This window comes from Streptomyces sp. NBC_00306, from assembly GCF_036169555.1.
GTDB lineage: Bacteria > Actinomycetota > Actinomycetes > Streptomycetales > Streptomycetaceae > Streptomyces > Streptomyces achmelvichensis.
The window spans coordinates 4,996,776-5,022,824 of record NZ_CP108032.1; the positions used below are offsets into that span (position 1 = coordinate 4,996,776).

Annotated in this window: 23 protein-coding genes; 13 read left to right on the forward strand and 10 right to left on the reverse strand. The window is 70.6% G+C overall.

Going from position 1 to position 26,049, the window contains the following annotated elements; all coding sequences use genetic code 11:
• Positions 1 to 155: 155 nt before the first annotated feature.
• The 5 genes from OHA05_RS22350 to OHA05_RS22370 all read right to left on the reverse strand — a co-directional run bounded on the left by OHA05_RS22350 (position 156) and on the right by OHA05_RS22370 (position 4,343).
• Positions 156 to 923: a succinate dehydrogenase iron-sulfur subunit gene (locus OHA05_RS22350; protein WP_313944547.1), complete on the reverse strand. Its 768-nt coding sequence runs from the start codon at positions 921 to 923 to the stop codon at positions 156 to 158.
• Positions 923 to 2,683: a succinate dehydrogenase flavoprotein subunit gene (gene sdhA / locus OHA05_RS22355; RefSeq protein ID WP_313944546.1), complete on the reverse strand. Its 1,761-nt coding sequence runs from the start codon at positions 2,681 to 2,683 to the stop codon at positions 923 to 925. The genes OHA05_RS22350 and sdhA overlap by 1 nt, the downstream gene beginning before the upstream one ends.
• Positions 2,684 to 2,703: 20 nt before the next feature.
• Positions 2,704 to 3,180, reverse strand: a complete 477-nt coding sequence (locus OHA05_RS22360) for a succinate dehydrogenase hydrophobic membrane anchor subunit (protein ID WP_313944545.1) — start codon at positions 3,178 to 3,180, stop codon at positions 2,704 to 2,706.
• A gap of 8 nt (positions 3,181 to 3,188) precedes the next feature.
• Complete coding sequence (gene sdhC / locus OHA05_RS22365) at positions 3,189 to 3,569, reverse strand: succinate dehydrogenase, cytochrome b556 subunit (RefSeq protein WP_313944544.1); 381 nt, start codon at positions 3,567 to 3,569, stop codon at positions 3,189 to 3,191.
• A gap of 168 nt (positions 3,570 to 3,737) precedes the next feature.
• The gene (locus tag OHA05_RS22370; RefSeq protein WP_391840807.1) at positions 3,738 to 4,343 is read right to left on the reverse strand and encodes a 2-oxo-4-hydroxy-4-carboxy-5-ureidoimidazoline decarboxylase; all 606 of its coding nucleotides are present in this window, start codon (positions 4,341 to 4,343) and stop codon (positions 3,738 to 3,740) included.
• Between the two features lie 176 nt (positions 4,344 to 4,519).
• On the opposite strand from OHA05_RS22370, the gene OHA05_RS22375 reads away from it, so the two are divergent.
• From OHA05_RS22375 to OHA05_RS22390, 4 genes are all read left to right on the forward strand, one after another.
• Complete coding sequence (locus OHA05_RS22375; protein ID WP_328861540.1) at positions 4,520 to 6,133, forward strand: beta-N-acetylhexosaminidase; 1,614 nt, start codon at positions 4,520 to 4,522, stop codon at positions 6,131 to 6,133.
• Between the two features lie 425 nt (positions 6,134 to 6,558).
• Positions 6,559 to 7,143: a hypothetical protein gene (locus tag OHA05_RS22380; RefSeq protein WP_328861541.1), complete on the forward strand. Its 585-nt coding sequence runs from the start codon at positions 6,559 to 6,561 to the stop codon at positions 7,141 to 7,143.
• 289 nt (positions 7,144 to 7,432) lie between these two features.
• Entirely contained in the window at positions 7,433 to 8,209 is a 777-nt protein-coding gene (locus OHA05_RS22385) for an RNA polymerase sigma factor (protein WP_328861542.1), read from the forward strand.
• Positions 8,209 to 9,219 (forward strand): hypothetical protein, encoded by a 1,011-nt coding sequence (locus tag OHA05_RS22390; RefSeq protein WP_328861543.1) that lies wholly within the window; start codon positions 8,209 to 8,211, stop codon positions 9,217 to 9,219. The genes OHA05_RS22385 and OHA05_RS22390 overlap by 1 nt, the downstream gene beginning before the upstream one ends.
• A gap of 198 nt (positions 9,220 to 9,417) precedes the next feature.
• Here OHA05_RS22390 and OHA05_RS22395 read toward each other — a convergent pair whose 3' ends face one another.
• Positions 9,418 to 10,287 carry a L,D-transpeptidase family protein gene (locus tag OHA05_RS22395; protein WP_328861544.1) on the reverse strand — a complete coding sequence of 290 codons (870 nt, stop codon included), beginning with the start codon at positions 10,285 to 10,287 and terminating at the stop codon, positions 9,418 to 9,420.
• Between the two features lie 189 nt (positions 10,288 to 10,476).
• Between OHA05_RS22395 and OHA05_RS22400 the strand changes: the two genes are divergently transcribed.
• On the forward strand, positions 10,477 to 12,057 hold the full coding sequence (locus OHA05_RS22400; protein WP_313944539.1) for an acyl-CoA mutase large subunit family protein: 1,581 nt from the start codon (positions 10,477 to 10,479) through the stop codon (positions 12,055 to 12,057).
• 57 nt (positions 12,058 to 12,114) lie between these two features.
• Positions 12,115 to 12,774 (forward strand): leucine efflux protein LeuE, encoded by a 660-nt coding sequence (gene leuE, locus OHA05_RS22405; RefSeq protein ID WP_313944538.1) that lies wholly within the window; start codon positions 12,115 to 12,117, stop codon positions 12,772 to 12,774.
• A gap of 16 nt (positions 12,775 to 12,790) precedes the next feature.
• Here leuE and OHA05_RS22410 read toward each other — a convergent pair whose 3' ends face one another.
• Complete coding sequence (locus OHA05_RS22410) at positions 12,791 to 13,249, reverse strand: MarR family winged helix-turn-helix transcriptional regulator (protein ID WP_328861545.1); 459 nt, start codon at positions 13,247 to 13,249, stop codon at positions 12,791 to 12,793.
• Between the two features lie 17 nt (positions 13,250 to 13,266).
• Positions 13,267 to 14,715 carry an FAD-dependent monooxygenase gene (locus tag OHA05_RS22415; RefSeq protein WP_328861546.1) on the reverse strand — a complete coding sequence of 483 codons (1,449 nt, stop codon included), beginning with the start codon at positions 14,713 to 14,715 and terminating at the stop codon, positions 13,267 to 13,269.
• A gap of 58 nt (positions 14,716 to 14,773) precedes the next feature.
• Between OHA05_RS22415 and OHA05_RS22420 the strand changes: the two genes are divergently transcribed.
• Positions 14,774 to 15,397, forward strand: a complete 624-nt coding sequence (locus OHA05_RS22420; RefSeq protein ID WP_328861547.1) for a TetR/AcrR family transcriptional regulator C-terminal domain-containing protein — start codon at positions 14,774 to 14,776, stop codon at positions 15,395 to 15,397.
• A 180-nt stretch (positions 15,398 to 15,577) separates the two neighbouring features.
• Here the strand turns inward: OHA05_RS22420 and OHA05_RS22425 are convergent, their stop codons facing one another.
• Both OHA05_RS22425 and OHA05_RS22430 read right to left on the reverse strand, forming a co-directional pair.
• On the reverse strand, positions 15,578 to 16,903 hold the full coding sequence (locus tag OHA05_RS22425) for an alpha-2,8-polysialyltransferase family protein (RefSeq protein ID WP_328861548.1): 1,326 nt from the start codon (positions 16,901 to 16,903) through the stop codon (positions 15,578 to 15,580).
• Positions 16,903 to 17,886: a glycosyltransferase family 2 protein gene (locus OHA05_RS22430; protein WP_328861549.1), complete on the reverse strand. Its 984-nt coding sequence runs from the start codon at positions 17,884 to 17,886 to the stop codon at positions 16,903 to 16,905. The genes OHA05_RS22425 and OHA05_RS22430 overlap by 1 nt, the downstream gene beginning before the upstream one ends.
• Before the next feature lie 187 nt (positions 17,887 to 18,073).
• Between OHA05_RS22430 and OHA05_RS22435 the strand changes: the two genes are divergently transcribed.
• From OHA05_RS22435 to OHA05_RS22460, 6 genes are all read left to right on the forward strand, one after another.
• Positions 18,074 to 19,399: a DUF6716 putative glycosyltransferase gene (locus tag OHA05_RS22435; protein WP_328861550.1), complete on the forward strand. Its 1,326-nt coding sequence runs from the start codon at positions 18,074 to 18,076 to the stop codon at positions 19,397 to 19,399.
• Positions 19,400 to 19,449: 50 nt separating this feature from the next.
• Complete coding sequence (locus OHA05_RS22440) at positions 19,450 to 20,790, forward strand: acylneuraminate cytidylyltransferase (RefSeq protein ID WP_328861551.1); 1,341 nt, start codon at positions 19,450 to 19,452, stop codon at positions 20,788 to 20,790.
• 13 nt (positions 20,791 to 20,803) lie between these two features.
• The gene (locus OHA05_RS22445) at positions 20,804 to 21,727 is read left to right on the forward strand and encodes an N-acetylneuraminate synthase family protein (RefSeq protein ID WP_313944530.1); all 924 of its coding nucleotides are present in this window, start codon (positions 20,804 to 20,806) and stop codon (positions 21,725 to 21,727) included.
• A 410-nt stretch (positions 21,728 to 22,137) separates the two neighbouring features.
• Positions 22,138 to 23,208: a hypothetical protein gene (locus OHA05_RS22450; protein WP_328861552.1), complete on the forward strand. Its 1,071-nt coding sequence runs from the start codon at positions 22,138 to 22,140 to the stop codon at positions 23,206 to 23,208.
• 195 nt (positions 23,209 to 23,403) lie between these two features.
• The gene (locus OHA05_RS22455; RefSeq protein WP_313948894.1) at positions 23,404 to 24,627 is read left to right on the forward strand and encodes an amidohydrolase; all 1,224 of its coding nucleotides are present in this window, start codon (positions 23,404 to 23,406) and stop codon (positions 24,625 to 24,627) included.
• Positions 24,628 to 24,852: 225 nt separating this feature from the next.
• Positions 24,853 to 25,896 carry a BMP family lipoprotein gene (locus OHA05_RS22460; RefSeq protein WP_313944528.1) on the forward strand — a complete coding sequence of 348 codons (1,044 nt, stop codon included), beginning with the start codon at positions 24,853 to 24,855 and terminating at the stop codon, positions 25,894 to 25,896.
• Positions 25,897 to 26,049: the final 153 nt, after the last annotated feature.

The window sequence follows — 26,049 nt, forward strand, 5'->3', positions numbered from 1 at the left end:
CCCGCTTTCGAGCTTCATGTCAGACGTCCCACGATCCTGCCAGGTATCGCCGCGCTCGGTGAAGCCCGTACGGCGAAGGGCCCCGCGTCCCGGGCGGGATGCGGGGCCCTTCGTACCGAATCGGTGCAACCGGCGTGACCGGTGCGACCCGTGGGTCAGAAGCGGCGTGTGATGAGCGCCCGCTTCACCTCCTGGATCGCCTTGGTGACCTCGATACCGCGCGGGCAGGCGTCCGTGCAGTTGAACGTGGTGCGGCAACGCCACACGCCGTCCTTGTCGTTGAGGATCTCCAGACGCTGCTCCCCGGCCTCGTCACGCGAGTCGAAGATGAAGCGGTGCGCGTTGACGATCGCCGCCGGGCCGAAGTACTGGCCGTCGTTCCAGAACACCGGGCACGAGGACGTGCACGCGGCGCACAGGATGCACTTGGTCGTGTCGTCGAAGCGCTCGCGGTCCTCGGCGGTCTGCAGACGCTCGCGCGTCGGCTCGTTGCCGCTGGTGATCAGGAACGGCATCACGTCGCGGTACGCCTGGAAGAACGGCTCCATGTCCACGACCAGGTCCTTGAGGACCGTCAGGCCCTTTATGGCCTCGACCGTGATGGGCTTCTCCGGGTTGATGTCCTTGATCAGCGTCTTGCAGGCGAGCCTGTTCTTGCCGTTGATCCGCATCGCGTCGGAGCCGCAGATACCGTGCGCGCAGGAGCGGCGGAAGGTCAGCGAACCGTCGACGTCCCACTTGATCTTGTGCAGCGCGTCGAGGACACGCTCCTTGGGATCGATGTCGATCCGGAAGTCCTGCCACTCCGCGTCCGCCGCCACCTCGGGGTTGAAGCGGCGGATCCGGAACGTGACGGAGATGAGGTGCGACGAGGCGGAGTCCGCCTCGAACGCCTCCAGCTTGTCCAATGTGGGGGTAGCCATCAGTACTTACGCTCCATCGGCTGGTAGCGGGTCTGGACGACCGGCTTGTAGTCGAGACGGACGGTCTCGGAGCCGTCGTCGCCGACCTCGCGGTACGCCATGGTGTGGCGCATGAAGTTGACGTCGTCGCGGTTCGGGTAGTCCTCGCGGTAGTGACCGCCGCGGGACTCCTTGCGGGCCAGCGCCGAGACGGCCATGACCTCGGCCAGGTCGAGCAGGTTGCCCAGCTCGACGGCTTCCAGCAGGTCCGTGTTGAAGCGCCGGCCCTTGTCCTGGATGGACACGTTCCGGTAGCGGGCCTGCAGCTCGCCGATCTTCTCGACCGCGGTCTTGATCGTCTGCTCGGTGCGGAACACCATGACGTTGGCGTCCATGGTCTCCTGCAGCTCGCGGCGGATGTCCGCCACCCGCTCGTTGCCGGTGGAGTTGCGCAGCCGCTCGACCTGGGCCTCGACGAGCGAGGCGGGGTTCTCCGGGAGCTCGACGAAGTCGTGCTTGGCGGAGTACTCCGCGGCGGCGATGCCCGAGCGCTTGCCGAAGACGTTGATGTCGAGCAGCGAGTTGGTGCCGAGGCGGTTGGCGCCGTGCACGGAGACGCAGGCCACCTCGCCGGCGGCGTACAGACCCGGCACGACCGTGGTGTTGTCCGCGAGGACCTCACCCTGGACGTTGGTCGGGATGCCGCCCATGGCGTAGTGCGCGGTCGGCTGGATCGGGATCGGGTCCGTGTAGGGCTCGATACCGAGGTAGGTCCGCGCGAACTCGGTGATGTCCGGGAGCTTGGCGTCCAGCTGCTCCGGCGGCAGGTGGGTCAGGTCCAGGTAGACGTGGTCGCCCTCGGGACCGCACCCGCGCCCTTCCCGGATCTCGGTGTAGATCGAGCGCGAGACGACGTCACGCGAGGCGAGGTCCTTCATGACGGGCGCGTACTTCTCCATGAAGCGCTCGCCGTCCTTGTTGCGGAGGATGCCGCCCTCACCACGGGCGCCCTCCGTCAGCAGGATGCCCATGCGCCAGATGCCCGTCGGGTGGAACTGGAAGAACTCCATGTCCTCCAGCGGCAGACCGCGCCGGTAGCAGGCCGCCTGGCCGTCACCGGTGAGGGTGTGCGCGTTGGAGGTCACCTTGAAGAACTTGCCGGTGCCGCCGGAGGCGTAGATCACGGCCTTCGCCTGGAAGATGTGGATCTCGCCGGTGGCCAGTTCGTAGGCGACCACACCGGCCGACTTCTTGAGACCGGTCTCAGGGTCCTCGGTGATCAGCTGGTCCAGGACGTAGAACTCGTTGAAGAACTCCACGCCCTCCTTGACGCAGTTCTGGTACAGCGTCTGGAGGATCATGTGACCGGTGCGGTCCGCGGCGTAGCAGGACCGGCGGACCGGGGCCTCGCCGTGGTTGCGCGAGTGGCCGCCGAAGCGCCGCTGGTCGATGGTGCCGTTCGGGGTCCGGTTGAACGGCAGACCCATCTTCTCCAGGTCGAGGACCGCGTCGATGGCCTCCTTCGCCAGGATCTCGGCGGCGTCCTGGTCGACCAGGTAGTCACCGCCCTTGACCGTGTCGAAGGTGTGCCACTCCCAGTTGTCCTCTTCCACGTTGGCGAGCGCGGCGGCCATGCCGCCCTGCGCGGCGCCCGTGTGGGAGCGGGTCGGGTAGAGCTTGGTCAGCACGGCGGTGCGGCTGCGCTTGGTCGACTCGATGGCCGCGCGCATTCCGGCGCCGCCGGCGCCGACGATGACGGTGTCGTACTTGTGGATCTTCATTGGTCTCGTCAGCCCCGGCTTTAGCGGATGTTCGGGTCGAAGGTGAAGATCACCAGCGTGCCCAGAAGGATGGTGAACACCGTGGCGGTGTACAGCAGGCCCTTGAGCCACAGACGCGTGTTCGGGCGTTCGGCGTAGTCATTGATGACAGTACGCAGACCGTTTGCGCCGTGCAGCATGGCGAGCCACAGCATCAGCAGATCCCAGACCTGCCAGAACGGGGACGCCCAGCGGCCGGCCACGAAGGCGAAGCCGATCTTGGAGACGCCGCCGTCCAGCACCAGCTGGATCAGGAGGTGGCCGATGACCAGGACGACCAGCACGACGCCGGACAGACGCATGAAGAGCCAGGCGGCCATCTCGAAGTTGCCGCGGGTGGAGCTGGGGGTGCGGCCCGTGCGCCGGCGCGGCGCCTCGATGTACGGCGCCGGGTTGTCGGCGCTGTAGAGGCTCTCGCCCTCGACGGGGCCGATCGTGGAAGAGGTGTCAGCGGACATGTCTGGCGTCAGCTCCCGAAGACTTCACGAACGGCGTGGCCGAGCACCGGGTACAGGGCACCCACCATCAGCACGAACCAGATGGCCATCACGCTCCAGAGCATCTGCTTCTGGTAGCGCGGGCCCTTGGACCAGAAGTCCACGGCGATGACACGCAGCCCGTTCAGCGCATGGAAGAGAATCGCGGCCACGAGGCCGTATTCGAGCAGCGCGACGATAGGCGTCTTGTACGTGGCAACCACGTCGTCGTACGCCTCGGGCGAGACGCGGACGAGAGCGGTGTCCAGCACGTGTACGAACAGGAAGAAGAAGATGAGGACGCCGGTGACTCGATGAGCCACCCATGACCACATTCCTTCCCGGCCGCGGTACAGCGTTCCAGCCGGCACGGAAGAACCCTCCGGGAGCGGGGATTGGGGCCTGCCGGCTTGGGGTTGTCGGTCTGGCCCGGCCGGGTACGGTCCACCGGCCCCGGCCATCGTAGCGACGACTTGTCGGTTCGTTCGCCCGGGGTCGGCCGGTGTGATCAAACAGGCAATCAAACAGCCTCGTACGGGCTACCGGGAAGCCCCTGCGACGTCTGATTCAGGATGGTTGGCCACTACATGTGTCAGTCGGGAGCGCGCGAGGCCTCGCAGCTCCTCCGCGGCGACGGCCCGCTCCTCGTCCGGTTCGTGCGTCAGACGGGTGCGGATCCCGGCCAGCAGGTGGTCCAGGTACTCGTCGGGACCGTAGGCGTCGAGACAGATCACGAAGGCGTGGCCGAAACGGCTCTCGTACGCGGCGTGGCCCGCGGCCAGCGCGGTGTGCGCGGCCTGGGGCGCCCCCGGGTGCAGCCCGGCGGAGCACTCGTCGGCGAGAGCTTCGGTGACGTCGGAGGGCCGCAGGTCGTAGCCGGCCTCGTCGGCCGCGGCGAGCAGGGACGCCAGGTCGGGGTAGGGGCGGTGGGCGGCCATCCGCTGGGCCCAGCGCCGACTGGCGCAGCAGGCGAGCAGGGTGGCGACGGCGGCGCTCTCGGGCGCGGTGTTGAAGTGCTCCAGGCCGGGTGTGCCGCTCCGTTGGCCGGGCAGCGGGGACCGTATGGCAGAAGGGGCGAGCGCGCCAAGAGTGTGGTGGAGTGTCGGCGGTCGCTTCGGGAGGCCGGCGTGGGATTCGCTGGACAGCGTGGGCTCCTCGAACAGAACAGCGGGACCGCTGGGAAGGGAGGGGTGGATGAGTCGTAACGCTATCGACGCGTGCGAGGAGCTGTCCGACGGATGCGCGATTTTCACCCGGACGGGAGAGTTTCAGCTCATGTGATGGACGATGCAGGGGGTGCTTCGCCGTGGTTACGCTGCATATGGGAGGTATCCGAGTGATAGTGCACCCTGGGCGCGCCCGGACCGCCGGCGTCATGGTCGCCGTGGCCGCGGCCCTGTCGATGACCGTGACCGGCTGTTCCAGTGACGATTCCGCCGATACGGGCGGTGACGGTGGTCCCCGGGCGAAACCCGCCGCGCCCACTCCCTCGCCGACCCGGTCGTACCCCCTCTCCACGGCGCCCGCGACCATCCCCTCCGTACGGCAGCACGACGCCGCCCGTGGTCCGGGCTGGAAGCCCGGACCCGCCGCCGGGATCGTCGTCGCGAAGGGCAGCGAGGCACTGGCCGACGAGGCCAGGCTGCTGGCCGGCGAGCTGAAGATCGCCTACCGGGGAGCCGTCGCCGCAGGTCCGGGTGATGTCGAACTGGTACTGGCCCCCTCGCAGACGGGCGGAGCGGAGTCGTACACCGTCCGGACCGGCGGCGGAAAGGTGCGCATATCCGGGCCGGACCAGTCCGGCGTCTTCTACGGCACCCGCACCCTCAAGCAGGCGGTGCGCTCCGGCGGGGTGATGCCGGAAGGGCTCGTCCAGGACCGCCCCGACCGGCCGCAGCGCGGACTGATGGTGGACATCGCCCGCAAGAGCTTCACCGCGGACTGGATCGAGGACCGGCTGCGGGAGATGGCCGACCTCAAGCTCAACCAGCTGGGCCTGCACTTCTCGGACGACCAGGGATTCCGTATCGAGTCGGACACCCACCCCGAGATCGTCTCGCAGGAGCACCTCACGAAGGACCAGGTCAGGAAGATCCTCGCGCTGGCGTCCTCGCTGCACATCCAGGTCGTGCCCGAGATCGACTCACCGGGGCATCTGGGCGCGGTGCTGGCGGCGTATCCCCAGCTCCAGCTGAGGGACGTGGGCGGCCGGACGGTGCGCGGAGCGATCGACATCGGGAACCCGGAGTCGGCGCGGCTCGTGGACGAGCTGCTGCGCGAGTACGCCGATCTCTTCGGCGGCAGGTTCTGGCATCTGGGCGGTGACGAGTACCAGGCCCTCGTGCGCGAGAACCCGGAGGCGTCCTTCCCGCAGCTCGCGGCACTCGCCCGGGAGCAGTACGGCCCCGAGGGCCGGGTCCAGGACCTGGCGACGGACTGGGTGAACGACCGCGCGGCGGTCGTGCGGCCGCTCGGCCTCCGGCCCAAGGCCTGGAACGACGGCTTCTTCCGGGGCGGGTCCGTCTCCGTGGACAAGGACGTCGAGGTCGCGTACTGGACCGGCAAGGAGATCGGCGCGCGGCCGCCGGAGGAGTATCTGGCCGAGGGCCGCAAGCTCCTGAACCTCAACGACGAGTACATGTACTACGTGCTCGGCGAGCCCAATGACTTCACCTACCCGACGGGCAAGCGGATCTACGAGCAGTGGACGCCGTTCGTGCTCCGCGGCACCGAGCCGGTGCCGGAGAAGTACTCGAAGCAGATCGTCGGCGGCCAGTTCGCCGTCTGGTGTGATCTCGCACAGGCGCAGACGCAGGCCCAGGTCGCGAGCGGTATCCGGATGCCCCTGCGGGCGACGGCCCAGAAGCTGTGGGTGCCGGGCGCTCCGACGGCGAGCTGGGCCGACTTCCAGAACCTGGCGAACCGGCTCGGCTGAGCCGGGCGGCGGCGCCGCGGGTCGCTTGCCGCGCTGTCCGTCGCGCTGTCCGTGATGGGGTGCGTCGCGGTGTGGGCCCGCCCGGGGGTGTGCGGGCCCACACCACGGTCCCCGGCCTCCCCGCGGGCCCAACCGGGCGCCCTGCAAGCCGAGTTCCGGGTGCGCAGAATGTAACAGAGGTGTGGCGCAAATGTGTGCGAGTGGCGCGGAATTGATGGTGGGTCCGTCAGAGCCGCTCATGACCGCACAACCGTGGCGGCGGGACCACCGGACGGAGTACTTTGCGCCAAGCGGCCCGAACACGGCTTCGGGAGACTTCTCCTCCGATCCCTGGAAGGACGGGGTTTCCCGCTTCGTCGCAGTGACGCAATTGAGCCACGGGGCGCAGTAAGAGGAAGTACTGCGTCCGCGATGGGAGGCGTCCGGTGGCGTCGAAGTGCCTGAGAGAGCTGATCGCACAGGCCGATGAGAGAGGCCTGGCCGCGAGCGGGCTCGCATGCCTGGACCGCTGTCTGCCGCTGCTCGCGTCCGAGAGCGAGGTGCTGCGTCCGCTGTGGGCGGGTCTGGTGGACGGCGCGGAGGACTGGTCCGTACGGCTGGGTGCCGCCAGGGAAGCGATGGAGAGCGAGACCGTCAGCGACGAAGCGGCCGTTCTCGTACGCCAGATGCTCGGTGCCGCGCCGTCCGAGTGGGAGCGGGAGCCGCTGCGCGAATGGGCGGACGACTGTTCCGTCGCCGCGCTGGAGCTCCATCACCGCTTCGACGCATCGCCGGCCGAGGGGGAACCGGAGGCGGCCGATGTCGTCGAGGTCCTCAAGAGCTGCCGCGAGGGCGAGCCGACGAGCGCCGGGCCCCTGGTGGCCGGGGAGGTGCGCCGGCAGATCCAGGTCCTGGAGATTCTCGCCGAGGGCGAGGGCGGCGTCGGACTGCGGCAGGCGCTGGACGTGTCGACCGAGGGGCAGCGGATCCTGCGTGCGGTCGTCTCCCGCCGTGCCCGTGTGCAGCGGTGAGAGCCGGGAACCAGCTGCTCTGAGCGTGGGCGGGACGGGTGCGGTGGAAGGACGACCGGGGCCGCCACCCCCCACAGGAGAGGCCCCGGTCGTCGTCCGCCGGGGTTGCATAGCCACCCCGTACTTCTCTCAGCGCCGGGCGGGCGTTTTCTGTCACACGGCGCCGGTCGCCAATTGTTGCAAGTTGTACAAGGCATGGACGCGACCCCCCGGAACGACGTAGCGTGCTGATTCGCGCACGGGGGCGCGGCAGTGATGACCAGCTGCGATTCGGAACAAGGTTGAGGTAGTGCTGGGGGACGACGCGGAGCTGACCGCCGCGGTGCTCGCGGCACAGGACGGGGACGAAGGCGCCTTCCGGACTGTGTACCGCGCCGTGCACCCGCGGCTGCTCGGCTATGTACGGACGCTCGTCGGCGAACCCGAGGCCGAGGACGTCGCATCCGAGGCGTGGCTCCAGATCGCCCGCGACCTGGACCGGTTCAGCGGCGACGCGGACCGGTTCCGTGGATGGGCCGCCCGAATAGCCCGCAACCGCGCGCTCGACCACATCCGGATGCGGGGCAGGCGCCCGGCCGTCGGCGGCGACGAGAGCGAACTGAGCGGCAGGCCGGCGGAGTCGGACACCGCCGACGAGGCCATGGAAGCCCTGGCCACCGGGTCCACCATGGCCCTCATCGCGCAACTGCCCCAGGACCAGGCCGAGGCCGTCGTCCTGCGGGTGGTCGTCGGGCTGGACGCCAAGAGCGCCGCCAAGACGCTGGGCAAACGGCCCGGAGCCGTCCGCACCGCGGCGCACCGCGGGCTCAAGCGGCTGGCCGAGCTGCTCGGCGCGGAGAGCCTGGAGGGTCTGGGGGCTGCGGATTACGAGGACCCCGAGAGCGTGGGCGCCGTTGCGAACGCGTACGGTGCTGTCGCCGACGCGGACGCCGTGAACACGGTCGCGGGCCCCGCCGAACGCGCCGCGGATCTGAACGGCGTACCTCCGCAGCGCAGTCTCCGGCCCGGTGCCACGGCACCCGCCGGTGTGACGCATTCGCGGCCGCGGACGCAGAAGGACATGTGATGGCCGACGAGCGGTACGAGTGGCTTGACAGGAAAGCGGCGGAACAGCTGTTGCGCGGCGAGCCGGTCAGGACGTCGGACGAGCACGCCCGTGAACAGGCCGCGCAACTGTCCCGGGCCCTCTTCGCAGCGGGCAGGCCGGAGGTCCCCGTCCATCCCGAGGACGGTGAAATGCCGGGTGAGGCCGCCGCGCTGGCGGCCTTTCGCAAGAGCAGGGCGGACGCCGAGGCGGGCGACGCGCTCGGGACGGTACGCCTCGCCCCCTCGCCGTGCGCCGCGCTCGGCGTGCGGCTGCGCCGGCCCGTGCGGTTCGGTATCGCGGCGCTCGTCGCGGGCTGCGCGCTCGGCGGTGTCGCGGTCGCGGCCGGCACCGGTCTGCTGCCGACTCCCTTCGGCGGCGGGACCCCTCTCCCCGCGTCCTCCGTCTCGGCGGCGGAGACACCCGGACCGGTACTGAGCGAGTCGCCCGACGGCGCGGTTGGCTCGCCCATGCAGTCGCCCGATCCGGTGACCTCGCCCTCGGCCCCTCCGGCGGAGAGCGGCGGCCCCGTGAAGGACCCGGACCCGACGGGCACCACCACCGGACCGGGCGGCGAGCCGTCCGGCCGGCCGGAGGACGGCAAGGAAGACGCCAAGAGCAAGCGGCGGGCCGAGCTGTACCGCAGGACGGTCGCGGCCTGCCTCGACTACCGCAAGGGCACGCTCCCGGCCGAGCACCGCAAGAAGCTGGAGATCGCGGCCAAGGGGCCGGGCGGGGTCGAGCGGTTCTGCGCCGAACTGCTGAACCGTGACGCGAAGAGCGGCGGCAGCGACCACGGCGGCAGCGACGGCGGCGGCGGGGACAACGACGACGACAAGGGCGACGGCGGCGGTGACGGCTCGGACTCCGACGGCCGGCCGCACGGATCCAAGCCGCCCGTCTCCTGGACACCGCCGCAGCAGGGCACCCCGCGCACCGCGTCCGAAAATGGCCCCCTGCCGTCCGTGGACACGCTCGGCTCTCTCTTCTGAACAGGCGTTTTCCGCCCGCGCCCACGCGGTGTGACATTTTTTGAGCCGTTGACGCAGTAGAGAGTGAGCCGACTGGTCATCGGCCGCGCCCGAGCCGGGGTTCCCCCCGTACCTACGGCTGGGCGCACATGGCGCGGGCGGGACACGTTCCCCCGGTCCCGCCCGCGCCACTCACTCCTCCTGACGGCCCCGGCCGTCTCACCAGTGGATGACGACCTTGTCGCCGATGCGGACCTGCGCGAACAGCGAGGCGATCGCTCCCTTGTCCCGGACGTTGGCGCAGCCGTGGGACGCGCCGTTGTAGCCGCGGGCCGCGAAGTCCGCCGAGTAGTGCACCGCCTGGCCCCCGCTGAAGAACATCGCGTACGGCATCGGCGTGTGGTAGATCGTCGAGACGTGGTCCCTCGACTTGGCGAAGACACCGAAGGTGCCCTCGCGGGTCGGTGTGTACTGGGACCCGAAGCGCACGTCCATCGTGGACCGCACCGTGCCGTCGACCACCCAGGACAGCGTGCGGCTCGTCTTGCTGATGCACATCACGCGGCCGGTCAGACAGCGCGGGTCGAGCTTGGCCGAGGGCTTGTTGACCTTCCGGCCCGCCAACTCGTCGCTCGTCGGCTTCTTCGTCATCCCGAGCACCTTCTGCCAGGTCACGGTGTCCGTGTCACCGGTGACCGGCAGTCCGCGCTTGGTCTGGAAGCCCTTCACCGCATCGGCGGTGACCGAGCCGTACGTGCCGGTCGGGGTGTCGTCGAACCAGCCGATCTGGGCGAGCCTGGCCTGGAGCTCGCGTACCTTGGCGCCCTTGGAGCCGCGGGCCATCAGCACCTCGGCGGGCTCGGCGCTCGCGCTCGGAGAGGCGGGCTTCTGCGTCTGCTTCGGCTTCCCGGACGGCGTGGCCGGTGACGGACGGGTCGGTGCGGGTGTCGCCTCCGGCGCGGGCGCCGAGCTGCCCGGCTTGCCGTCCGACCCGGGCCGGTCGGGCACGGCGGCCTGGGCGGTGCAGCCGACGGTCACCGCGAGTACGGCGGCCGCGGCGATGGTTCTGCCGATGGTGTTCCGAAGCATGTCGCCCCCCTGTGTCATCTGTGCATGCTGAGATGGATTCCCGCTCTGCTCGGTTGCGCAATCACACGCATCATGGGGAGAAGGCTGTGAGCAAGGTCCCACCGGACGGCTCTCGAACCGTCGCGGACCCGCCGCTACAGTCCGTCGCGAGTACGGTTACCGGCGAGTAGCTCCAGCGGAGGCACAGACATGGCGCGCGAGTCCGAGTCGGGACTGCCCATCGAACCGGTCTACGGACCGGCCGATCTGGAGGGGTTCGACCCGGCCGAGCAGCTGGGGGAGCCCGGGGCGTTCCCCTACACCCGCGGTGTCTATCCCTCGATGTACACCGGACGGCCCTGGACGATGCGTCAGTACGCGGGCTTCGGCACGGCCGTGGAGTCCAACGCCCGCTACCAGCAGCTCATCGCCAACGGCACGACGGGCCTCTCGGTCGCCTTCGACCTGCCCACCCAGATGGGCCACGACTCCGACGCCCCCATCGCGCACGGCGAGGTCGGCAAGGTCGGGGTCGCCATCGACTCGATCGACGACATGAGGGTGCTGCTCGGCGGAATCCCGCTGGACCAGGTGTCCACCTCGATGACCATCAACGCGCCGGCGGCCCTGCTGCTCCTGCTCTACCAGCTCGTCGGCGAGGAGCAGGGCGTCCCGGCCGACCGGCTCACCGGCACGATCCAGAACGACGTGCTCAAGGAGTACATCGCCCGCGGCACCTACATCTTCCCGCCCAAGCCGTCGCTGCGGCTGATCGCCGACATCTTCCGGTACTGCCGGGCCGAGATCCCGAAGTGGAACACCATTTCGATCTCCGGCTACCACATGGCCGAGGCGGGGGCCTCGCCCGCGCAGGAGATCGCATTCACCCTCGCGGACGGTATCGAGTACGTCCGAACGGCCGTAGCCGCCGGCATGGACGTCGACGACTTCGCGCCTCGCCTGTCGTTCTTCTTCGTCGCGCGGACGACGATCCTGGAGGAGGTCGCCAAGTTCCGTGCCGCGCGCCGGATCTGGGCGCGGCTGATGCGCGACGAGTTCGGGGCGAAGAACCCGAAGTCCCTCATGCTGCGCTTCCACACGCAGACCGCGGGGGTGCAGCTGACGGCGCAGCAGCCCGAGGTGAACCTGGTGCGGGTCGCCGTGCAGGGGCTCGCGGCCGTCCTCGGCGGCACCCAGTCGCTGCACACCAACTCCTTCGACGAGGCGATCGCGCTGCCGACGGACAAGTCCGCCCGGCTCGCGCTGCGGACCCAGCAGGTCCTCGCCTACGAGACGGACGTCACCGCCACCGTCGACCCGTTCGCCGGCTCCTACGTCGTGGAGAAGATGACGGACGACGTGGAGGCGGCGGCCCTGGCGCTGATGCAGCGGGTGGAGGACATGGGCGGCGCCGTCGCCGCCATCGAGCGCGGGTTCCAGAAGAACGAGATCGAGCGCAGCGCGTACCGCATCGCCCAGGAGACGGACAGCGGGGAGCGCGTGGTCGTCGGCCTCAACCGGTACACGCTCGACGCGGAGGAGCCGTACGAACCCCTGCGGGTGGATCCGGCGATCGAGGCGCAGCAGGCGGAGCGGCTGGCGAGGCTGCGCGCCGAACGCGACCAGCCGGCGGTGGACGCCGCGCTCGCCGCACTGCGGAAGGCCGCGGAGGGTACGGAGAACGTGCTCTACCCGATGAAGGACGCGCTCAAGGCGCGGGCCACGGTGGGTGAGGTGTGCGACGCGCTGCGCGCGGTCTGGGGCACCTATGTGCCGGCTGACGCCTTCTGATTCCGTGATGCGAAACGCCGAGGCGGAGTGTCGTACCCGTGTGCGAGACTCCGCCTCATGTTGGGTGTCACCGATCTGCCGACCTACCTCGCCGGCCTTGTCCTGATCATTCTGCTGCCGGGACCGAACTCGCTGTACGTGCTCTCCGTCGCCGCGCGCCGTGGTGTGCGGACGGGATACCGTGCCGCCGCCGGTGTGTGGTGCGGCGACACCGTACTGATGGTGCTGTCGGCAGCGGGCGTGGCCTCGCTGCTCCAGGCCAACGCCGTGCTGTTCGGCATCGTGAAGTTCGCCGGCGCCGGCTATCTGACGTGGCTCGCGATCGGGATGCTGCGCGCGGCCTGGTCGATGTGGCGTACGCGCCGTGAGCGGGCGGTGGAGCGCGAGGCGGCTTCCCCGGACGCGGCGGCCGACTCCGAGCGGCCCTTCCGCAGGGCGCTGGTGATCAGCCTGTTCAACCCGAAGGCGATCCTCTTCTTCATCGCCTTCTTCGTCCAGTTCGTCGACCCCGCGTACGCCTACCCCGCGCTGTCCTTCGTGGTCCTCGGCGCGCTCGCGCAGGTGGCGAGCTTCCTCTATCTGACCCTGCTGATCTTCACCGGCACCCATCTCGCGGAGGCCTTCCGCCGCCGCAAGCGGCTCTCCGCGGGAGCCACCTCGGCGGCGGGCGCCCTGTTCCTCGGCTTCGCGGTGAAGCTCTCGCTCAGCAGCAGCTGACAGCGTTACCGGGCGATCAGTGGTGCCAGGCCTTTCCGTCCACGTTGTGGATCATCCGCTGGAGCACCTTGAGGGTGCGGACGTACTCCTCGTCCGTGATGCCGTCGTGGATCTTCGCCCGTACGCCCTGCTGACGCACGGCCGCCTTGGCCCGCAGCGCCTCGCCCTCGGGGGTGTTGTGCAGCAGCCCGTCCTCGCCGAGGGCGACGAGGCGGCGACCGATCAAAGCCTCGACCTCGTCGTCCATGCGGACGGTCCCCACCGCGAGATAGCCCTGGAGGAACGCGACCAGCTCGGTGCGGTCCCGTCCGGCGGGCGAATCGGCGAGCTGGTTGAGGACCCACCACTGGGGCTGGGTGAGCCCGAGCTCGCCGAGAACGCCGCGGATATGGCCCACCACCGCCTCGTGGGCGGCCCAGCTCCAGTAGCCGATCGGCTGGCGTACAAGTCCGGTGTCATCGTGTGAATAGCGCATACGGTGACCGTAGAAACTCAAGCGTGCTTGAGGTCAAGGCCTCCGTGGGCACCGGCCCGGCGCAGCCATGCGGCCAGTCCCGCCGTGTCCTCGCCGGCCCAGCCGATGTAGCCGTCGGGCCGGACCAGGAAGAGGCCCTTGCCGTACGGCTCGTACGCGTCGATCCGGTGGCAGCGCACCACATCGCCGTCCCCTGACGGGAGTCCGGCGTCCGTGCCGACGGCGAGCAGGGTGAAGTGCGGGCCGCGGAACAGGTCGAAGATCCGGCGGCCGTCCGGCAGCGGGCCGTCCGGCGCCCGGTCGCCCGCCTCCAGCGCGCCCGCGGACCCCGCGGCGAGCGGCCCGCCGCGATAGCCGAGCCCCAGTTGCATGGTGGCCTCACCGCGCCGGGCCTCGCCGCGGTGAATACGCGTCGACAGGCCGAGCATCTGCGCGGCCACGGGCAGTCGCTCCTCCTCGTAGCTGTCGAGCAGCTCCTCGGGTGCGCCGTGGAGCAGTACCTGGCCGAGCTTCCAGCCGAGGTTGTACGCGTCCTGGACGCTGGTGTTGAGGCCCTGCCCACCGGCCGGTGAGTGCACATGGGCGGCGTCGCCCGCCAGGAAGACCCGCCCTTCGCGGAAGCGCTCCGCCAGGGCGGCGCGCGGCCGGAAGTCCGACGACCAGCGCACGTCGGTGACGTCGTCCGTGGTCAGATGGGTGCGGGCGGCGATCAACTCCCGTACGCCCGCGGGGGAGATGTCGGGCTCCGACTCCGAGAACCGGCCCGTGACCTGGAAGTCATCCGTCCCCGGCAGAGGGCAGACGGCGAGGAACGCGGCCCCGTCGCCCGGAAAGACATGCCAGTTCAGGCGGTCGAGCGCGGGGATGCGGACGTCCGCGACGAGCATCGGGGCGGGATCGACGCTCTCGCCGGTCATCGGGATGCCGAGGATGCGACGGACGAGACTGCGGCCCCCGTCGGCGGCGACCGCGTAGTCCGCCCGGACGGTGCCCGTCGTCAGCTCGGCCGTCACGCCGTCCTCGTCCTGGGTGAGGGCGGTGAGGGCTGCGCCGAAGGTGACCGTGCCGCCGAGTTCCGTGAGCCGGCTGTGCAGGATCTGCTGGGTGCGCCACTGGGGGAGCAGCCAGGGTTCGCCGTAGGGAGCGGCCTCCGTGGGCCCCGGGCGCTCGAACATGTCGTGCTCGCCGCGTCGTTCGCCGTTCTCCCAGAGCATTCCGACCGGCGCCCTGCCGCCCGCGTCGAGGACCGCGTCCACGACCCCGAGGTCGTCGAGGACCTCCAGGGTGCGGGGCTGGAGGCCCTTGCCGCGGGAGCCGGGGAAGAGGGTGTCGGACTGCTCCACGACGAGCGTGCGGACGCCGCGGCGTGCGAGGTCACAGGCGAGGGCGAGCCCGGTGGGGCCGGCGCCGACGACGAGCACCTGGGCGTCCGCGGTCCCGCCGTCCTTAACGCTGTTAAGTTCCATGCATGCAGAGTGAACTTAACAGCGTTAAGTTGTCAAGGGGGTGTGGGAGGGTGGGCGCGTGGCTACGGAACGACTCGACCGGATCCGGGTGGCGCGCACCGCTCTGCGCCTGCTCAACGAGGTGGGCCTCGAAGGACTGACCCTGCGCGGGATCGCCAAGGAGCTCGACGTCAAAGCCCCGGCGCTGTACTGGCACTTCAAGGACAAGCAGGCGCTGCTCGACGAGATGGCCACGGAGATGCTCCGCCGCATGACGGCGGACCTCGCCCAGGCGCCCCCGCCGGCGGACTGGCGCGAGGCGTACGCGGCGGCGATGCGGGGGCTGCGGTCACACCTCCTGCGCTACCGCGACGGTGCGCGTGTCTACAGCGGCACGCACTTCACGGACCTGAGCTACGCGGCTCCGATGGAGGCCCAGCTGCGGACGCTCACCGAGGCGGGATTCACGCCGGGGGCGGCGGCACGGGCGTGGCAGACCGGGTACAGCTACACGATCGGTTACGTGATCGAGGAACAGGCGACGGGGGAGGGGTACGACCTGGGCGCGCGGGAGGAGCGCCTGTCGGAGTACCCGCTGGCAGCGCAGGCGGGTGAGGAACTGTTCGGGTCCCGGGACGAGGGCTTCGAAAGCGGCCTGGCGGCGCTGGTGTCGGGGGTGGGCGCGGTGCTGGGCCCGGGGTGAACGGGCGCGGTCGAGCGGGCGTGGCATCGCGCGATGGTGGTGCCCGCCGGCAGCGGGCGGCCGGGCCGGCGGGTTTCGCCACCCGCGCAAGTCCGCGTGTCGGCGATGCTCACCCGCAGGGCGGCGGGCCGTGGACCCGGCCCGCCGGGTGACCGCGGGCTCCGCCCGCCCCCCGGCTCCCTATCCCAGCGCCAGCTTCTTCAGGCGGCGTGCCTTGCGCGCCACCCTCCGCACCGCCGCGTGCCGCGGTACCGGGATACCTCCCGGCAGGCCCAGCACCGTCAGGCGGCGGCGCTTGAAGTAGCGCCACGTCCGTCCGTTCAGGCTGCCGCCGAGGTACCGCTCCGCCGCCGGGCGCAGGTCGGACCTGATCTGCGGCTGCATCGCGAAACCGACCGCGCTCAGCAGCCCGGTCACCTCCTCGTCCGCGGCCTTCGGTGTACCGGCCTCGCCCTCCGCCAGGTCCGGCACCAGCGCGTCGACGACCGTCAGCGGGATCCGGTTGCTGTTCTGGTACGGCGTGAGACGGTCCAGCAGCGGCTCCGTACCGACCCGGGCCACCGGAATGCCGTAGAACGTGCTCGCCGTGAACAGAGCAGTCGAGAAACAGCCCGCCACCAGCGCGGGGCGCAGCTGCCGGTAGAGCACCTCCGCCAGCACCGGCCGGTCCAGCACGGTGAGTTCCGCGTCCAGCGCCACCGCCTCCCTCTCCAGCGTCCGGGTCCAGGACGCCGGTGCCGTGGGGTGCGGTTTGAAGACGATCCGGCGGTGGCCGAGCGCGACCGCGCCCCGCACCATCCGTACGTGCAGGGCCTCTTCCTCCGCCGGTGTGATGATGCCGAGCGCCGCGAGGTACTGGCCGAGCAGCAGCGCCGCGCCCTCGCCGACCGCTGCCTGCGCCGGTGACTCCTCGACGCCGTCGGACAGTTCGGCGATGACCTTGACGAACGCCTCGGTCGCGACGACCAGCGGCTTCACCCCGAACTCCGAGAGCAGCAACGGCTTCAGACCCGGCACCAGGTCCAGGTGGAACAGGGTGCGCACCCGCTCGCCCACCAGCGGGTCGATCTTGCTGCGGGTGGGGCCGTAGCTCATCAGCCCGTCCGCGTAGACGTCCAGCGCCGCGTCGGGGAAGAGCTGGGCGATCGCGAGGGCCGGCGTGACCTGGATCGACTCGACCGCGAGCTCGATCCGGTCGTCGCCGAGGTCCCACAGCATGCGCAGATACCGCTCCCACAGCGGCCCGTCGTCCGGGCGCGGCGACCAGCCGCCGGGGTGGAAGGGCGAGATCGCCTCGTTCCAGGAGATCACCCCGTCGAAGCGCCCGCGCAGCCGCTCGAATCCCGGCATGGTGTCGAGCGAGGGCGAAGTCTCCGGCGTCGTGGCGTTGTTGGCGACCAGCAGCAGCCGCCGGTCCGCGGCCGGGAAGCAGCCGCTGTCGATCGCCGCGGACAGCGTTGCCGCACCGTACAGCGAGGAGGCGTAGAAGATCTGGGTCGTGGGCATCAGGCCGCGGCCTCCGAGGAGAGGGGGGAGGGACGGCGACGGAGCCTGCGCAGACGCGAGGCGCGTTCGGTGTCCATCGAGTCGAGCGCTTCCTTCAAAATGTCCTGCGGCATCCGTTTCAGTGCGGCCGCGCTCATCCCACGCAATTTCCGTGCCACCGCGGGCTCGAACCTCTCCACCGATCCCAGGTGATGAGAAATGACCGCACAGTATGTCCGCACTGCTTTGGGAAGAAGTCGCGCGGAATCCGGATCCTGCGCCGTTTCTTCGAGTACCTGGTCGAATGCCCGGATGAAATCCAGCTGCCGAATGTCACCGATTTGTGTCAGGGACGATGCGACGCCGCGTCGGTAGAAGATGCCCAGGTGGCTGATCACCGCGAACGTCTCCGCCTCGCGGTGCAGCCGCCAGATCCACGGCCGGTCCTCTGCGGTGCGCAGACCGTGGGTGAAGTGCAGCAGCCCGCGGTCGGCCAGCCGGCGGTGGTACATCCCGGCCCACGCGAAGGGGTAGTCCACGCCGGTCGAGCGGTCGGCGGGCAGGATCGCGTCGCGCGGCCGCAGCACCTCGCCCCGCCGGCCGACGGGGACGCGGTGGACCGTACGGGCCCTGGCCGTGCACTGCACATGGTCGGTGCGCACGAAGTCGCAGCCCAGGTCCTCCATGGCGGTGAGCAGATGCTCGAAGTGGCCCGGGGCGAGCCAGTCGTCGCCGTCCAGGAAGGCCAGATACTCCCCGTGCGCCGCGTCGAGACCGGTGTTGCGGGCGGTGGCGAGACCGCCGTTCTGTTCGTGTCTGATCAGCCGCGCCCCGGGCACCTCCCGCTCCGCGCGCTCGAGGATCTCCGGAGTCCCGTCCTTCGAACAGTCGTCGACGAGGAGGAATTCGAAGTCCTCGCGGGCGTTCGCCTGCAGGCTTCTGAGGGTGTCGGGCGCGTATGTCTGCACGTTGTAGAACGGCACGATGACGGAGAGCTTGACCACCCCCGTGAGGCTAGGGGCGGAAACCGGCATTCGTTCTGTCCCCGGCAAGGATGAAAGGTGAACAGAAGGCGACGGTGCGGTTGATCCGCTGTTTCCCGGGCGCTTTCGCCAACCGTAGACGCGCTGTTAACCATCTGTTGTGGTCGAGTTGGGCCGTCAAACGGAATGCCTTTCTAACGTCCTCGGCGTGCCATCAAGTACCAGTGAGGCCGTACGGGTCGCCGTACTCGCCGATTCAGACACCCGGTGGAAATGGGGCGCGCTCACCGCGCGCCGTACAACCCCGAACGACACCCCCGACTCCGTCGAGCTGAGCGGCTTTCTGCTGCGCGGCCGGGCCACTCCCACGGCCCGCCAGCTCGCCGAGGTCGGTGTGCAGGTGGACGAGTTGCGCGAGGTCACGGCGAACGAGTTCCTGCACGCCGTCGAGGACGACTCGTACGACGTGATCGTGCTCGCCCTCGTCGGCGGTGCCGTCCAGGCCCTGCTGCACGGGCTGGCAGCGCTGAAGATGCCGCTGCGCCCGGTCGTCGTCACCGGGTACGTGGGCGTCGTCTACGAGAAGCTCGCCGACGGACTGCTGCTGCGGCACGGCGCCGACGTCGTCCTCGCCAACTCCCGTCACGACGTGGACCGTTTCCGCGCGGTGTACGAGGGCGTGGGCGCCGACGCCTCGTCCGTCACCGAGGCCGCGCTGCCCTTCCTCGGCGGGACGCCCTACCGGCCCGAGGCGGGCCGCGACACGGTCGTCTTCGCCGCCCAGCCCTCCGTCCCGGAGTCCCGCGCCCACCGCACCCACCTGCTGCGACGGCTCGTCGAGCACGCCCGTCTGCACCCCGGCCGCGAAGTGCTGCTGAAACTGCGCTCCCGTCCGGGCGAGCACACGACGCACCTCGAAGAGCTTCCGTACCAGAAGCTCGCCGAGAAGCTGCCCGGCGGTCTCCCGCCCAACTTCCGTCTGGTGTACGGGAACATGGGCGAGGTCTTGGACCGCGCCGACCTGCTGGTGACCGTCTCCTCGACGGCCGCGCTGGAGTCGCTGCACCGCGGGATACCGACGGCGATCCTCACCGACCTCGGTGTGCGCGAAGCCCTCGGCAACCACCACTTCCTCGGCTCCGGCCTGCTCACCTCGTGGGACCGCCTCGACGGCGGCCACCGCCCTGTGCCCGACCCGGACTGGCTGTCCCGGCAGGGCGTCGCCGCCGACGGGACGTACGACTCCGCCTTCGACGCGGCCCGTGAACGCGTCGCCCTGCTGCTGGAGAAGCCCGAACTCCCGCCGATCACGCCGTACTACACCCCCGCGACGGCACCCGGATATCTGCCCGGCATCCTCGCCCGCCACCACCTCGGTGCCGACGGCACCCCGCTCCAGGGCGCGGCGAGGACCACCGAGATCAGCGGCGTCCGGCGTGTGGTGCGCGACGCCGTACGGGGGGTGGCGCGCGGCGCGTACCGCCACGGCGTGCAGCGCGTCGCCCCCGTCCTCCGCCGGATGGGCCGGCTGTGACCCACGAGAGCAGCGGCGCACACCCGCAACCGACGTACCCAGGAGCCCAGATGACCGTTCTCGCCGTGATCCCCGCCCGAGGCGGCTCGAAAGGCGTACCGGCCAAGAATCTGGCGCCGGTGGGCGGAGTGCCGCTGGTGGCGCGGGCCGTGCGCGAGAGCCTCGCCGCCCGGCTGGTGACCGATGTCGTGGTCTCCACGGACGACCCGGACATCGCGGCGGCGGCCCGGAGCGCGGGCGCCGAGGTGGTCCTGCGGCCGGCCGCGATCGCCGGCGACACCGCCACCAGCGAGGCCGCCGTCCTGCACGCCATGGACGCCTTCGAGGCGATGAACGGCGTCCAGGTCGACGTGGTCCTGCTTGTCCAGTGCACCAGCCCCTTCCTGAGCCGCCAGGACATCGAGGGCGTGGCCGCCGCGGTCGCCGAGCGCGGCGCGGACAGCGCGGTCACCGTGGCCCCCTTCCACGGCTTCGTCTGGCGCGAGGACGCCGAGGAGCCGGTCGGCACCACGGGTGAACAGGCAGGGAACGCGGGCGAGTACGGGGCCGTGCGCCCCGCCGTCGGCGCACAGCCCACCGGCGCCGCCACCGCACTGCTCGCCGGCACCGCCCCCGGCGGCCGCGGCGTCAACCACGACTCGTCCTTCCGCCCGCGCCGCCAGGACCGCCCGCAGGACTTCCTGGAGACGGGCGCCGCGTACGCCATGGCCGCCACCGCCTTCCGCGAGGCCGGACACCGCTTCTTCGGCCGCACCGCCCTCGTCCGCACCGACCCCGCCCGGGTCCTCGAAGTGGACGACCCCCACGATCTCGAGCGCGCCCGTGCGCTCGCCCCGCTCCTCGACACCCCCGCGCTGCCCACGCGTGAGGACGTCGACGCCGTCGTCCTCGACTTCGACGGCACCCAGACCGACGACCGGGTCCACATCGACGCGGAGGGCCGGGAGATCGTCTCGGTGCACCGCGGCGACGGCCTCGGCATCGCGCATCTGCGCAACGCCGGTCTGCCCCTGCTCATCCTGTCCACCGAGCAGAACCCGGTGGTCGCGGCGCGCGCCCGCAAGCTCAGGATCCCCGTCCTGCACGGCGTCGACCGCAAGGACCTCGCCCTCAAGCAGTGGTGCGAGGACCAGGGGATCGCGCCCGAACGCGTGCTCTACGTCGGCAACGACGTCAACGATCTTCCGTGCTTCGACCTCGCCGGCTGGCCCGTTGCCGTCGCGAGCGCTCACGGATCCGTACGCGCCGCCGCGCGTGCCGTCACTACCACCCGCGGCGGTGAGGGGGCGATCCGTGAGATCGCCGCCTGGCTTCTCGGCCCGACCCTTCTCCACACCCCAGCAGGCAGTCCCCCAGCCCCTGCCACGTCCCACAACACCCCCGAGAGTTAAGGATCTTCCCCCCATGAGCACGTCCCGTCTGCGTACCCTCGGCACCAGGACCGCCGGGCCGGGCCACCCCGTCTACGTCACGGGTGAGATCGGCATCAACCACAACGGCGACCTCGACAACGCGTTCGCGCTCATCGACGCCGCGGCCGACGCCGGCTGCGACGCGGTCAAGTTCCAGAAGCGCACGCCGGAGATCTGCACGCCGCGCGACCAGTGGGACATCGAGCGCGACACCCCCTGGGGCCGGATGACGTACATCGACTACCGCCACCGCGTGGAGTTCGGCGAGGACGAGTACCGCCGGATCGACGAGCACTGCAAGAAGCGGGGCATCGACTGGTTCGCCTCCCCGTGGGACACCGAGGCCGTCGCCTTCCTGGAGAAGTTCGACGTCCCGGCGCACAAGGTCGCCTCCGCGTCCCTCACCGACGACGAGCTGCTGCGCGCCCTGCGCGGCACCGGCAAGACGGTCATTCTCTCCACCGGCATGTCGACGCCGCGGCAGATCCGCCACGCGGTGGAGGTGCTCGGCAGCGACAACATCCTGCTCTGCCACGCCACGTCGACGTACCCGGCGAAGGCCGAGGAGCTCAACCTGCGCGTGATCAACACGCTCCAGGCGGAGTACCCGAACGTCCCGATCGGCTACTCCGGCCACGAGACGGGTCTCCAGACCACGCTGGCCGCGGTCGCACTCGGCGCCGCGTTCGTCGAGCGCCACATCACGCTCGACCGCGCCATGTGGGGCTCCGACCAGGCGGCCTCCGTCGAGCCGGGCGGCCTCCAGCGCCTGGTCCGCGACATCCGCACGATCGAGACCGCGCTGGGCGACGGCGTCAAGAAGGTCTACGACTCCGAGCTCGCCCCGATGAAGAAGCTGCGCCGGGTCGCGGGCGTCGTCGCCGAGGGGGGCGACCGCGAGCCCGCGGCGGTCTGACACCCGACCGCCGTCGCCCCGGGGGCGCACGCACCGCTCCTGTCACCCGCACGACGGGGTGACCCGAGGTGCAGCCGACCCCGGGGGCGCCGGCCCTTCGGCCGTGGGCCGGCGGCCGGGGCGCCCGGTCGCGGGGCCGGGCGCTCCTGGCCGTGACCCGCTGCACGGCCCGCCCGGGCCGCGGCCGTGACCCGCTCGACGGCCACCCCGGACCTGCGGTCGTGGCCGGGGGCACCGGCCCGCACGCCCGCCCCGCACTCCGTCCGACCCGGCCCCCGGGAACTCCCGCCCGCCCCGCACTCCGCCCCCGGAAGCTCCCGCCCCGCACTCCGCCCACCCGGAACTTCCGTCCACCAGGTATCGCCGTCCGCCCGGAACTCCCGACCACCCGGATCACGAGGTGACCCACAGTGAATCTCGCCTTCGTCGAGAGTCCGGTCCAGCTCCTGAACGTCCTGGAGTGGGCCCACGCCCGGCCCGGTGCGCCGCCGGACGTGGTGCCGGAGGGCCTGGGGCGGCGGGGTGACCGCGGGGCCGAGCTGACCGTGGTCGTCCTCTCGCCCACCGATCCCATGTCGCGCGGCCAGCTGCGCCGGATGGCGGAGCTGGCCCGTGACGAGGGATTCACGGTCCGCTGGCAGGAGGCCCGCGGCGGGACCGGTGCGCCGCTGAAGACCGTGCGCCGGCTCGCCCCGATGCTGCACCGCGCGGAACGCATCGTCATAGGCGACCCCTTCTCGCGCTACGTGCAGCTGCTGCTCACCCTGGTCGGAGGCAAGGATCTGACCGTCGTCGACGACGGCACCGCCACGATGGAGTTCGTGGCCCAGCTCGCCAGCGGCGAGAAGCTCGTGCGCTGGCACCGTCGCGGCAGGCGCGGTCCGCGCGAGATGGTCCTCGCGCCCGTGACGTTCCTGGCCCGCCGCCGGCTCACCCCGTCGCGGTCCCGCCGGGTCGAGGTGTTCACCTCGATGCCGGTCGAGCCGCCGCCGGGGATCACCGTCACCCCCAACCTCTTCGGCTGGACCCGCGCCCGCTTCGGCCCGCCGAAGATCACCCGAGGCGCCGACCTGGTCGGAACGTCGCTGGTGGAGACGGGGGTGGTCGACCCCGACCAGTACGTGGAGGCCGTCACCGCGCTGGCCCGCACCCACGGCGCCACGCGCTACTTCGCACACCGGCGGGAGAGCTCCGACAAGCTGCACCGGCTCGCGGTGGAGACCGGCCTGGAGATCGTCCGGCCCGATCTGCCGCTGGAGCTGATCGCCCGCAGGGGCCCGATCGGCGCCACGGTCCTCAGTTTTCCCTCGACCGTGGTGCACACCCTTCCGCTGGCCCTCGCGGGCACCGGCATCCGGGTGGCGGTCTGCGACATCTCCCCGGAATGGCTCAGGGACAGCGCCTCGCCCCGCGCACAGGGATTCCTCGCCGGGGTCACGGGCACCGCACGGGATGTCCAGCGGCTGCCCGCACCGGCCTGACACCATGATCCTCCGCCGGAGGATCGCTTCAGGTCCGGTTGAGGTACGGTCGAAAAGGGTGCGTGAGCTTACCCACACACGTGGGCAACCATGCACCTCGGGGCCACCTTTCCTTCCCCTATCGGGTTGAACTTTTGTTGATCAGTGGTCAGTTGGCCCCCGCCTGGGCATACCCTTCAACAGGTGAACCAACTGATGTCCCGTGAGTCCGAAGCAGACCTGCCCGGGGGAGACGCACTGCCCGGCACGCTGTCCGAAGCGCTGCGTGCCGAGCTGATCGCCTTCCGCCGGGACATGCACATGCACCCGGAGCTCGGCAACCAGGAGTTCCGTACGACCGCCGCCATCAAGGCACGCCTGGAGAAGGCGGGCCTGAAGCCGCGCGTACTGGCCGTCGGCACCGGACTCATCTGTGACATCGGCACCGGGGACGAGACACGGCCGCTGCTGGGCATCCGCGCGGACATCGACGCTCTTCCCATCCCCGACACCAAGATCGGCGTGCCCTACCGCTCCACCGTCCCCGACCGCGCACATGCCTGCGGTCACGATGTGCACACCACCGCCGTTCTCGGCGCGGGCCTGGTGCTGGCCGACCTGGACCGGCAGGGGCTGCTCCCGCAGCCGGTGCGGCTGATCTTCCAGCCCGCCGAGGAAGTGCTGCCGGGCGGTGCGCCGGACGCCATCGAGTCGGGTGTCCTGGACGGCGTCGGGAAGATCATCGGCGTGCACTGCGACCCCAAGGTCGACGCGGGAGTCATCGGGCTGCGGCCCGGACCCATCACCTCCGCCTGCGACCGGCTGGAGGTCACGCTCGACGGCCCCGGCGGCCACACCGCCCGTCCGCATCTGACCACCGATCTCGTCACCGCGGCCGCGAAGGTCGTCACCGAGGTCCCGGCCCTGCTCGCCCGCCGGGTCGACGCGCGCTCCGGCCTCGCGGTCACCTGGGGCCGTATCGAGGCGGGCCACGCCTGCAACGTCATCCCGCAGCACGCCGAACTGTCCGGCACCGTCCGCTGCCTGGACCTGCCGGGCTGGCGCGCGGCCCCCGACCTGGTGCACGCGGCCATCGACGAGATCGCCACGCTCCACCGGGCCAAGTCCGAGATCAACTACATCCGCGGTGTGCCGCCGGTGGTCAACGACCCGGCGGTGACCGAACTGCTGCGGGACGCGCAGACCGCGCGCCGCGGATCGTATGCGATCGAGGACACCGAACAGAGCCTGGGCGGCGAGGACTTCTCCTGGTACCTGGAGCACGTCCCCGGCGCGATGGCCCGGCTCGGTGTGCGGACGCCCGGTGACACCACCCGGCGCGACCTGCACCGCGGCGACTTCGACGCCGACGAGTTGGCGATCGACGTCGGCGTCGAGCTGTTCACGGCGGCGGCTCTGCTCGACGTCGGACGGGAGTAGCGCCCGCCCGACGTCGCCGCCCGGCCGTGTGCGACGGCCGGGCGTACGCTGCACTGGAGTACGTCGCGTGTCGATCAATGCGGCGCGCACCAAGCCGATGGCCGGTTCGCGACGATCCGATAACGACTGATGAACAGGTCTTTAACTGACATCTACGCGCGTTACGATCGCCGCGAAACCAGCGCCGGAAGTGGCGCTTTCGGTCAGGTTTTAAGGAGCCCCCCAGTGCGCCGGATCACCAGGATCGCCACCGTGGGCCTTGCGTCCACGGCTCTCGCACTGTCCGTCACCGCATGTGGCGGCAAATCGTCCTCGGACGCTGCCGAGGACAGCAGCAGCGCCGCCATCGCGTACGACATCGGTGGCCGCGGCGACCAGTCGTTCAACGACGCCGCGTACGCCGGCCTCGCGAAGGCCGAGAAGGACCTCGACATCAAGGGGACCGAGGCCGAGCCGAGCGAGGGAGAGGGCGACCCGGACAAGGTCCAGCGCCTCACCGAGCTGGCCCGCGCCGGCAACAACCCCGTGATCGGTGTCGGCTTCGCGTACGCCCCGGCCATCGCCGAGGTCGCGCCGAAGTTCCCGAAGACCACCTTCGGCCTCATCGACGACACCTCGAAGACCGGCAAGAACATCGCCAACCTGGTCTTCAACGAGGAGCAGGGCTCCTACCTGGCCGGCGTCGCCGCCGCCAAGGTGACGAAGACCAACACCGTCGGCTTCATCGGTGGTGTCGAGACCCCGCTGATCAAGAAGTTCGAGGCGGGCTTCGTCCAGGGCGTCAAGGACACCAACAAGGGCGTCAACGTCAAGGTCCAGTACCTGACCCAGCCGCCGGACTTCGGTGGCTTCTCCAAGCCCGACCTCGGCAAGGCCGCCGCGCAGGGCCAGCTCGACGCGGGCGCCGACGTGATCTACGCCGCCGCCGGTCTCGCCGGCTCGGGCTCGATCGAGGCCACCGCCAAGGCGAAGAAGTGGGCCATCGGCGTCGACTCGGACCAGTACAACCAGAAGGGTCTCGCGCCCTACAAGAACTACATCCTCACCTCGGTGACCAAGGATGTCGCGGGCTCCGTCTACAACCTGATCAAGTCGGTCAAGGACGGCAAGCCGCAGTCCGGTGAGATCCGCTACGGCCTCGACAAGGACGGCGTCGGCCTGGCGAAGTCCAACCCGGCCTACACGAAGCTGACCGATGTGACCGCCGCGGTCGACAAGGCCCGCGCCGACATCATCGCCGGCACGGTCAAGGTCAAGACCGCTCCGTAATCGCCGGTCGGAAACCTTTCCGTCCGCGGGCCCGGAGGGGCGGTGCACACCGCCCCCCGGGCCCCGGGCCGGGTTCCGGCCACGGGTTTTCATCATTCGGCAGCGCTACGCGCGTAGAGCCCTCTCCGGCGCGATAACTTCGCCCCTGCCCCC